The sequence below is a fragment of the Natronomonas aquatica genome, from assembly GCF_024449025.1.
In the GTDB taxonomy this organism is placed as follows: domain Archaea; phylum Halobacteriota; class Halobacteria; order Halobacteriales; family Haloarculaceae; genus Natronomonas; species Natronomonas aquatica.
In genome coordinates this window covers 1-9,094 of sequence record NZ_JAHLKM010000053.1, presented here as the reverse complement: position 1 = coordinate 9,094, position 9,094 = coordinate 1, and the positions used below count along the sequence as shown (strand labels likewise).

At 58.1% G+C, this 9,094-nt stretch carries 8 protein-coding genes and 1 pseudogene; 1 reads left to right on the top strand and 8 read right to left on the bottom strand.

Annotation, left to right across the window (positions count from 1 at the left end; translation table 11 throughout):
• Positions 1 to 420 precede the first annotated feature (420 nt).
• The gene (locus KM295_RS16340; protein WP_256031354.1) at positions 421 to 1,551 is read right to left on the bottom strand and encodes a hypothetical protein; all 1,131 of its coding nucleotides are present in this window, start codon (positions 1,549 to 1,551) and stop codon (positions 421 to 423) included.
• A 956-nt stretch (positions 1,552 to 2,507) separates the two neighbouring features.
• Positions 2,508 to 3,494 (bottom strand): hypothetical protein, encoded by a 987-nt coding sequence (locus tag KM295_RS16335; RefSeq protein WP_256031353.1) that lies wholly within the window; start codon positions 3,492 to 3,494, stop codon positions 2,508 to 2,510.
• Positions 3,495 to 3,855: 361 nt separating this feature from the next.
• Between KM295_RS16335 and KM295_RS16330 the strand changes: the two genes are divergently transcribed.
• The gene (locus tag KM295_RS16330) at positions 3,856 to 4,689 is read left to right on the top strand and encodes a hypothetical protein (RefSeq protein WP_256031352.1); all 834 of its coding nucleotides are present in this window, start codon (positions 3,856 to 3,858) and stop codon (positions 4,687 to 4,689) included.
• A 2-nt stretch (positions 4,690 to 4,691) separates the two neighbouring features.
• Here the strand turns inward: KM295_RS16330 and KM295_RS16325 are convergent, their stop codons facing one another.
• From KM295_RS16325 to rps5p, 6 genes and pseudogenes are all read right to left on the bottom strand, one after another.
• On the bottom strand, positions 4,692 to 5,810 hold the full coding sequence (locus KM295_RS16325) for a tyrosine-type recombinase/integrase (protein WP_256031349.1): 1,119 nt from the start codon (positions 5,808 to 5,810) through the stop codon (positions 4,692 to 4,694).
• Entirely contained in the window at positions 5,807 to 6,400 is a 594-nt protein-coding gene (locus tag KM295_RS16320) for a hypothetical protein (RefSeq protein WP_256031344.1), read from the bottom strand. Before KM295_RS16320 ends, KM295_RS16325 begins: the two co-directional genes overlap by 4 nt.
• A gap of 67 nt (positions 6,401 to 6,467) precedes the next feature.
• Positions 6,468 to 7,949, bottom strand: a complete 1,482-nt coding sequence (gene secY, locus KM295_RS16315; protein WP_256031343.1) for a preprotein translocase subunit SecY — start codon at positions 7,947 to 7,949, stop codon at positions 6,468 to 6,470.
• Complete coding sequence (locus tag KM295_RS16310; protein WP_256031335.1) at positions 7,949 to 8,455, bottom strand: uL15m family ribosomal protein; 507 nt, start codon at positions 8,453 to 8,455, stop codon at positions 7,949 to 7,951. The genes secY and KM295_RS16310 overlap by 1 nt, the downstream gene beginning before the upstream one ends.
• Positions 8,455 to 8,919, bottom strand: coding sequence for a 50S ribosomal protein L30 (locus KM295_RS16305; protein WP_256031334.1), 465 nt, complete (start codon positions 8,917 to 8,919; stop codon positions 8,455 to 8,457). The genes KM295_RS16310 and KM295_RS16305 overlap by 1 nt, the downstream gene beginning before the upstream one ends.
• A pseudogene (gene rps5p / locus KM295_RS16300) lies at positions 8,916 to 9,094 on the bottom strand (30S ribosomal protein S5); the annotation flags it as partial. The gene KM295_RS16305 and the pseudogene rps5p, both read right to left, overlap by 4 nt.

Sequence of the window (9,094 nt, the reverse complement as noted above, 5' to 3'; positions counted from 1 at the left end):
CCAGGGTGATGTCGTCCAGCCGACCCATTATGCAGAAATACGATTGCTATAGTAAATACTTTCGCACGACCGTATGAGTCCACGGACAAGGGCTAGCGCCATCCGATGTGCGCCGGTTTTCCCATACTCTTCTGACACCCAGAATCTGCCGTACCCTTTCTTGTCGCAGTGTCTTTTCCACGGCCAGCACTGGTCCCTCTCAAGAATGACTACTTTTTCCCAGAAACGGTTCTCGATGTGTAGCCTGTCTTCGGGTGGTTTACCTGTTGGATGCTGGTGAGGATTGACCCGTTTTGCACAGTTAATACACCACACCTCTCCTTGACCTACCCACGCTGACGTTCCACACTGACTGCATCGCGTTTTGTTTTGGGGATTTAGTTCGGAGGTCTGGTTGGCACTCTGACTCATGTGTAGTAATTAGTTGTCCATCCCGCTGTCTCGATGAGTCATACCCCCATTATCGCCCCCGTCCGCCCGAACCGGTGTACCAGCTGCAAGGTCGTCCAACCGGTCGGTGACCGTGGTAGATCCGCTGTCTGCGTCCCCACTGGCATCGCCCCCACCGATGTCGCTGACAACAACGTCGTCCGCCGCGCCCGCGTTCGAGTTCGACTCAGTCTCTGCATCCAGGATATCCATCGGTTCAAACTTCTCAGTCTCATCTGACCAAGCGAACCCGAAGCGTTCGACGATGCGATCCTTGTACCTGTTTATCGTCTTCTTCCGGTTTTCCGAACACTCCTCTATTCCCGCGCGTTCAACAGCCTTCACGAGCTCTTCTGGGGAGAACGCCGGCGGTGACGTCTCGTAGCCGCCGCCAAGCGCAGAGACGATTTCGATCATCTTCTTCGTCCGCCAGGTCTCCAGTGGGAAGAAGAGATCCGGGGCATCGTTCCTCTCCCAGCGCTTCACGCCTTTGTACTCCACCACGCGCGACATGTATTCGTCGTGGTAGTAGTTCGTCCCGGTTGTCTCAGCGTTGATAGCGTCTTCGAGATTGTTCTCCGAGAAACTGTCCCCGAGGAAGCGGGCGATCTTTCGGGTAACGCGCTCGGACTTCGAGAGGCCGTCCGCGGTATTCGGGCCGTCGTCGGTGGCCTCCACGAAGGCATTCTCCGCTTCGGGGACGACGCGGTCGAATTTCTCAACGAGGCGCTCTTCCCGACTCCCGCCGAGGTACCACGCGATCACGCCGCGCAGAACTTCGTGTTTCGGGAGACTGTTCGCCGTGGCGTACTGCTCCATCTCCTGCTTGACATCCTCGTGAACACGCACGAACTGCCGATTCGACTCGGTGTTGGCGAGAGATGGGATCTTAGTTGGATTTTTATTCTTATCTGTCTCACGAGGGAGCCCGGCTGCTTCCAAGAGACGGTTCGCGTGGTCCTCCAGTGGGTGGACGTCACGGTACTCACGCCAAGACTTCTCAATCTGGACGCCAGCGTAGAGACGGGATTCACCCCACTCTTCCTCGACTTTGGCGGTGTATTCGGCCCATCGATCGTCTGGGACTTCCCACCCAAGCTTCACACGGGACGAGGTGGTCACGCCGTCCCCCCCGTGATCGGCGACGTGCCAGACTGGCACGAGCGTGTCAGTCTGTATGTATGTACGTAACATTCTGGCACGTAATAGTAGTAGTAGCAGCAGGGACCAAGAGGAAGAAGCGGGTCCGCGGGCCGACCGCTATCGCGCTCAACCCGCTCCAGTCTAGTGGTTTTCCATTTCTCCTCCTCTGTTCGTGAGTGTTGGGGGGAGCTCTGGGAAACTGTCCCGAAAAAAATATTCTTTCCGGAGGACGGTCTTACTGGAACAGATCGCGGGACGTTCCTCAGCCGAGGTGGTGGCGTCCTCACGAGCTTGATCGTGTCGTCGCCGTTGCTCTCGTCTTGGTCGTTACTGGCGTCTAAATTGTTACTGTGCGTCTCGTCAGTTGCGGTTGTTGTGTAGCGTGTTGTGTCTCGCATCGTGTTACCCAAGCCGTGAGGCCAACTGCTGGGCAACACGAGTACCGCGCGAGACTGACCATCCCCGCGATTCGCAACCACGGTCAGTAAGGGATTGTGTCGGGCTCGTGTGCGTCTGAAACTATGGACCTCGTACGTAAAAATGTAATACCCGTATTAGTCTCTACATTGAGCTTCGCGTCTGTCAGTATCGATGTTGTTGGAGCGAAAAGGGCGGCGGGTCACGCTTGTCTGTGGGTGGGCATCAGAGGATCGATTGCCTTCACTACCATTACACGAATACTGACGAGGTTACCTGCACTGCAGCCGCCGACATGTGAGGCCTGAACGTCGTCGTGTGCGTGTTGAGCGACGCGCCCCACTGACGTGCCGCGCAACTGTGCGTCGTCGTATGAAGGATTGTAGAGCACCTGATGGTGACTGGCGTGACTGTGAACGTTGAAAAGATAACGACGATCCTTACTTGATGTCGTCGTACGAGTACCCCCAAGTATCAGCGATTGTTAGAGCCGTACGGCGTTTGAGGGAAGCCTCGATTCACCGCAATTTACGACGGAGCTGCTGGAACGTCATGATATCATCAAGCCCGTCCGCACGCATGGGGGCGATATGCCGCTCATTCAAATCGTCGATCGGGATCCTTCCTGACTCTACACCCTGGATGGTGTCTCGCGGCAGGTCAACAGGGATTTCATCCGCGCTGGATAGTGCTCGGAGCACAGTCCCGGCGATCTCGTGGTTCCGGACAACCCAGATGGAATCACCTTCAGACTCCGCTAAGACTCGGTAGTCTCCCCGAATCGATGCATAATCGTTGATCCCGGATGATGCGGGCGTGACGTCGGTGTGGGGGTCTGCAGTGATACTACCAGCTTCAACTTCGAGAATAGCGATTCTGTTGAAATTCCGGTCTACAACGACGAGATCGATGACTGACCCATCCTCGCGCGGGGAGATTTCGACTCGACTGACGTTTGACTGGCGTTCGTAGTACTGTCGAGTAAGTTCCACACCGACGCGGTGCGGGGTGTCGTCTCCAACGTCACCGACGGTGAACCCATGCGTTTTCGTTATCCTGCCGGCCTTCTGCCCAGCAGGAGTAACGCTGTAATAGCATCGACGTGCGACCCCGGTGTGGCGTTTCAGGAAGCCTTCCTCCAGTAATTTCTCCTCATCAATATCGTACAGGCTCTTGATATCGGTCATCGAGTCGGTGAGGCGATAGCCGTCTAACTCGCCGTTCATTGCTTTCCCGACCGCTCTGATGAATGCAGCTTCATCGCGGGTGATACCGTGTTCATCTAACCGGTCTTGAGTAACCCCGACGGTATTCGTTCGCCGAAGGGTGGCCCTTTCGTCCTCGTCGTCTTTCTTGGAATCTCTGAGGATCCATTCCGGTGTGCGTGGATCGATGTCTTGTGACATATGCAAAGTTGCCTGATAATTCATCGCGCTCCCGGTTAACTCCTTGTTGAACAGATAATCCAGGGAGAGTAGCACAGCACCGATACTAACTGCAGCCACGCGGCGTATGAGCCCCCCGCGACAGCGGCACAGTTCCGGGGGGTAAATCCCCCTCATACTCCAATACCAACACCCGTTTACGGAGAGATGGGGGTGATATAGACCTGCGCCAAAAGCGTCTGACCGGCTCAGATACCTTCCTACGGTTTAATATCGCCTCTGCTACCGCAAGCCGTTCCCGCTTGGTGATATGCGGTTGATTTTGCATTATTACCGTTTCCGCGTGGGGTTTCCGCATCGGGTATTTCCGTTTCAGCGGGGGGTTTCCGCCATGAGGTTACATTTTCGCGTATGGTTTTCGCACCGGTGCGGAAACACCCTGCGATAACTTATGGTGGTGACGAAACTACATTAACATGTGATGGCAGGGACAGAGTCAGAAGATGAAAATCAGATGCAACTGACTGATATTGATGGTGGACAGATCACAGAGGATGATGCCAATGGACCGGTGGTCTGCGTTATTGTTCACGAACCAACTCGCCGTGAATTGGCGGATGCGACACGGTCGTGCTTAGCGCATGCCTCCCAGATTATCAGCAGCGACTGGACTGATTCTGCTGATCGAGCGGAACTCGGGAGGCTGATTTCGACGGGAGAGTACCCGCTTAATGCGACGGTGAAAAGAAAGCACGGTCACGGACTGGTGGTGGGAGTTGACCCTGATCGGGAACACGTCGCTGAAGGTGTTGCGGCTGTCGATCGGACCTCGGTCACTGATGTCATCGTTAACAATCTCGTGGCGCTCGGTGAGAGTCATACAGAGATTCGGGACCGAGTGGATGTCTTGGTCCGTGGCGGTGCCTCACTCCACTTGAACGATACCGGTGCGGAGATCGACAGTGGAAACTGCGACGCGTTGCTGGGTGGTTTGATCTCGCTCGATAAGGCTGGCGTCGAACTGCAGCGGGCTGCTGAAGTACAGGACGTTCGGGACTGGCTCGATAACCGTTCACTCCCTGACCGTGGACGGGCTCCGCTCGGCTTCGAATATGTTGACGGTGAGCTGGTGACTGCAGAGAATTTCGATGAGGTGCGAGCGGTGCTGTCGATGGCCCGCGCTGGCCCTGACGGTGAGCGGGAGCTCTCGAAGCGGAAGGCTGCGGATCGCCTCGGTGTGGCTCCGCGAACTGTTGGACGGGCACTCGATAATCTCGATCGGTATGGGCTCGAAGAAGAAATCGGGGGAGAGTGACGCTACGCCTGCATTCCGCGCTGGTAATCTTCTGCGAGCGAATCACTGTCGTCTTCAACGTAGTCGATGGTTTGCGAGAGTTGAGCGTGTCCTGCAAGTAGTCTTGCTTGGTTGATGTCGATGGTATCGATGTCGTTGACCCAGTGGCTAATTGCGCTTCTTCGGAGTCGATGAGATGTAACAAACCACTCCTTGACCGTGTCCTCTGGACCTGGGTCAACAGGTCGCAACGGTCGCTGCAATCCGGCGTTCCGCGCAGTTTGCTTGATCACGTCGTTGATGTCCGGTGGTTGCATCTCATCACTATGTGTTGTGCACAAGATGTGTCCCTCCTCCGGTGTGACCTGCCCGGAAAATGAGTGTCTGACCCGCTCACACCAACGTCTGAGTGTTAGCCTGAATTCTTTCGGAAACACAACATTCCGGCGAGCGAGTCCTGGATTTTCCCGAGGATCGATTTTGGCAGACTCGATGTTGATTATACACCGATCCCAGTCAATGTTCTCGATTCGCATTCCAGATAATTCTACGCTTCGAGCCCCCGTATACCATGAGAGGCGTACAATCACTTCGTTCCGTAGTTGTGTTTCACGGCGTTTTCCTGGTACTGAGTCGAACAACTTTTCCACTGCGTTCGGGCGGAGGGCGATCACGTCGTCGTTATCGCGCGCGTTGTCAAGGTTGCTCGCAGTGATTACGTTCTGTCGCTTGTACTCAGCTGTCCTGCTGATGCCATAGTCGTCTTTGAGACTAATCCCATCACAGGGGTGCCCTCCGCTGTTGACAAGTTCGAGACTATCGTCCGCAGCATCGTTGATGACGATTGAATAAAACGACTGGATTGACGTGAAGTAGGAATGAACCGTCGTATCTGCGAGAGGCGTAATACCTTGGATATACCCGCGGATGTCAGATTCCTCAGCTGCGAGCGGGTCGATTCCGTTGACGGTACAGTACTCCAGCCAATATCCGACTTCTCTTCGGCGTGTATCCCATGTCCGATCGCTTGTCCCAGTCTTCTGTGACATGAGAGAGGCGAGATACTGCCCACGCAACTCTTCCATCTCCTGGCTAAGCTCTTTGTTCTCAGGTGTTGCATACCGCCCTTTGTCGTCTCTCATGCGTCTCTCACCCAGTGTCGTGTGCCGTCAGCAACAGTACTCTGGACGTTCTCTGTCGTCCGGTTCTCCAAGTAAATGAGGGCCTGGCGAACGATAAGTTCGCTTTCATCAGCGTCTAATTTGAACGCTATTGCTTGTGCACTCCCGTCTACTCGTGTTTCACGCCCTTCAATCGCGGTTTTAATACCATTCAGCGGGTCCGTATCCGTCTCACCGATTTTCCGCTTCACGTGATCTGGAAAGTCATCATAGCGTGGGATGTGCGCGAGTACTTGCATCGCCAGCTCACTCAACATATCTTCTGTAGGCATTGTTCCCGGAGTGAGTGCGTTATCAAGCTGGTTCTGCATCACCTCAACTTGGCCAGTGAGACTGTCGATATCAGTTGTTACTTCGCTAAAATCGATATCGTCTCCGCTATCAAGATGATCAGCGGCATCAACGTGGACGTACTCGTCATTCAGCTCATGATCGATTGCAAGACGGACGACTCCAGCAAGAGTTTCGTCGTTATCGATCGCTTTTTTCCACTCGTCTTTTTTTGTTGGAGAGACGCGGACGTTCAGCGGTACTTGGTTCCGGTCTGGCATTTCTGCCAGTATCGCTAACGAGGATTGATGTAAAGGCTTGGAAAGTTGGGTACCCCAGTGGGTCCCCTTAATCTCCAAACATTTGACGCATCATCGGGTGCATCTCCATCATCTGCTCTTCGGCGATCTCCTCGTAGAGCTTGTAGGTGATAGAGACCGTCAGGAGCAGCCCGGTGCCGCTGACCTGTCCGATGGTCCCGAGCATGTTCGCCATGACGGCGAGCAATCCGACCAGGGCCCCGCCGATGACCGTCACCTGCGGGATGTACCGTTCGAGCACCTTCTCGGTGACGCCCGGCGACTGCCGGAAGCCGGGGATCTGCATCCCCGAGTTCTGGATCTGTTTGGCGGTCGACTCCGGGCCCATCCCGGTCGTCTCGACCCAGAAGATGGCGAAGATGCCGCCGCCGACGATCATAAAGGTCAGGTCGACGCCGACCCGGAGCATGATCTGCCAGGGGGCCGCCGCCGTCTCGCCGAGCCACCACATCCAGTCGGCCGGCGAGTAGATCGGCGCCAGATAGTAGAACAGCCCGCCCATCGGTTCGGCAAAGCCCTGCTCGGTCCCGGCGTAATCGCCGAGCCACGCGGGCATGTCGTTTCCGATCCGGGCGTTGAGGATCCGGCCGAGGAACTGGATGTTCGCCTGCAGCGCGCGAACGAGGATCATCGGCAGGACGCTGGCGTAGATGAGCTTCACCGGGAAGCGACCGCGGGCACCCTTCACCCGGGCGTGGCTGAGCGGGATCTCGACCCGGACGGACTCGGCGTAGACGACCACCACGAAGATGAGAAGCGTCGTGATCAACGCGAGCAACTCGCCGGGACCGAGGAACAGATCGAACAGCCCGGTCCGCGTCAACACGGGACCCATCTCGACTTGGCCGGTGAGGATGCCGTACCACCGCGGGAAAAAGCCCACGTAGCCGGCGCTGAGACCGCTCCAGGCGATGAACCCGCCGATAAGCCGCTGGCTCACGCCGGCGATGATGAACAGCCCGATCCCGCTCCCGACGCCCCACTTGGAGATGATCTCGTCCATATAGAGGATCAACATCCCGCCGGCGAAGATCTGGGCGAACATGATCCACCCCAGTGCCGACCCCGAGATGCCGAGCGAGCCGGCGATCTGGGGGCTCGGCTGAAGGAAGCCGGCGAACACCATCGGCAGGGCGGTGAAGGTCGTCATCACGATGACGAGCAGCTTCTGGAGCCCCTGATAGAGCGCCTGATCGCGGGGGTTCTCCTCGGTGTCGAGACCCAGCAGGTCCGCTCCGCCGAGCAGCTGTAGCACGATCGAGGCCGTGACGATCGGGCCGATCCCGACCTGCAGTACCGAACCCTGTGCGCCCGCGAGGATCGTCCGGAACTGCCCGAAGATGTCGGAGTTTTCCCCGAGCCCGTAGATCCCGACGTTCGTCAGGAAGAAATACAACACGAGCACGCCCGCAGTCCACCCGAGCTTCCGTTTGAACGGGACGTGGCCCGTCGGTCGCTCGACGGCGGGTAACCGCGTGAGTACCGGTTCGGCGGCCTCCTTCCAGCTCATTACGCTTCCTCGTCGTCCTCGTCGGTTGTGTCTCTTTCGGCTTCGGCCTCAGCTTCGAGCGCCTCGCCTCGCTCCGAGAGGACGGCCTCGCCGCCGGCCGCCGAGAGCGCCGCCTCGGCGTCTTCCGAGAACGCGTCGGCGACGACCTCGAGTTCGTTGTACACCTGTCCGGCGCCGAGTACCTTCACGACGTCGACCTCGTGGCCGTCCTCGACGACGTCACGGACGTCGACGGTGTAGCCGTCGCCGGACGCCTCGGCGACGCCCTCGCTTTCGAGGACAGCGATGTCCTCGTCGAGCTCGCGGAGATTGACGGTCTCCGTCTCGCGCCGCGTCTTCTGGGGGCGCTTGAAGCCGGATTTGCCGAGCGGTTCGTAGTTGTGGAACTCGTGTTTGTCGCGGCCCGCACGCCCGCGCCCGCCACGGTGGCCGGCGCCGCGGCGGTTCTTGTGGGTACCGCCGCCGTGCGTCCGGGAGCCGCGCTGTCGTCGTTTCTTTGAGGTCATTATCGCATCGCCTCCAGGAGCGAATCGATCTCCTCGCCGGTGTGTTTGCCGAGCTGTCCGCCCTCCTTCGTCGGGTGTTTCACGCCGTCGTGGCCGCCCCGCGGTGGGTGCAGCCGGAGCGTCGGGGCGAGTCCCTCCGCCTGTAGTGTGGTCTCCTCTTCGAGCAGGGCCCCGGCCAGCGCCGAGACGTCGTCGTAGTCGGTGTTATCCGCCACCCACTCGTCGTCGATCTCGCCGTCGCCCTCGGCCGGTTCCGCCCGGCGGGCGATGAGCGCCTCGATCGTCTCCGCCGAGGGCTCGCCGTAGGCGACCCAGTCGTTGACCTTCGTCACCATGCCGGTGTAGGCGTCCGTCTCCGGGACGAACGTCGCGTGGTTGACGCGACCGAGGTTGAGCATCGCGAGCGTATCGCGGACGGCCTCGCTTTGGTTCACCTCGCCGCGCAGCTGGACGAGTGCCTTCATTCTCTGGCCTCCCGTCGGACCTCTCGGGTGTGCTGGGGCGTCCGCGACTCCGAGGCGTTCTGCAGGGCGTTGTACGTCGCCTTCGCGAGGTTCAGCGTCGTCCGGGTGTTGCCGTGAGAGTTCGTCCAGGCGTCCTCGACGCCGGCGAGTTCGAGTACGTGCCGGACCGTCGGCG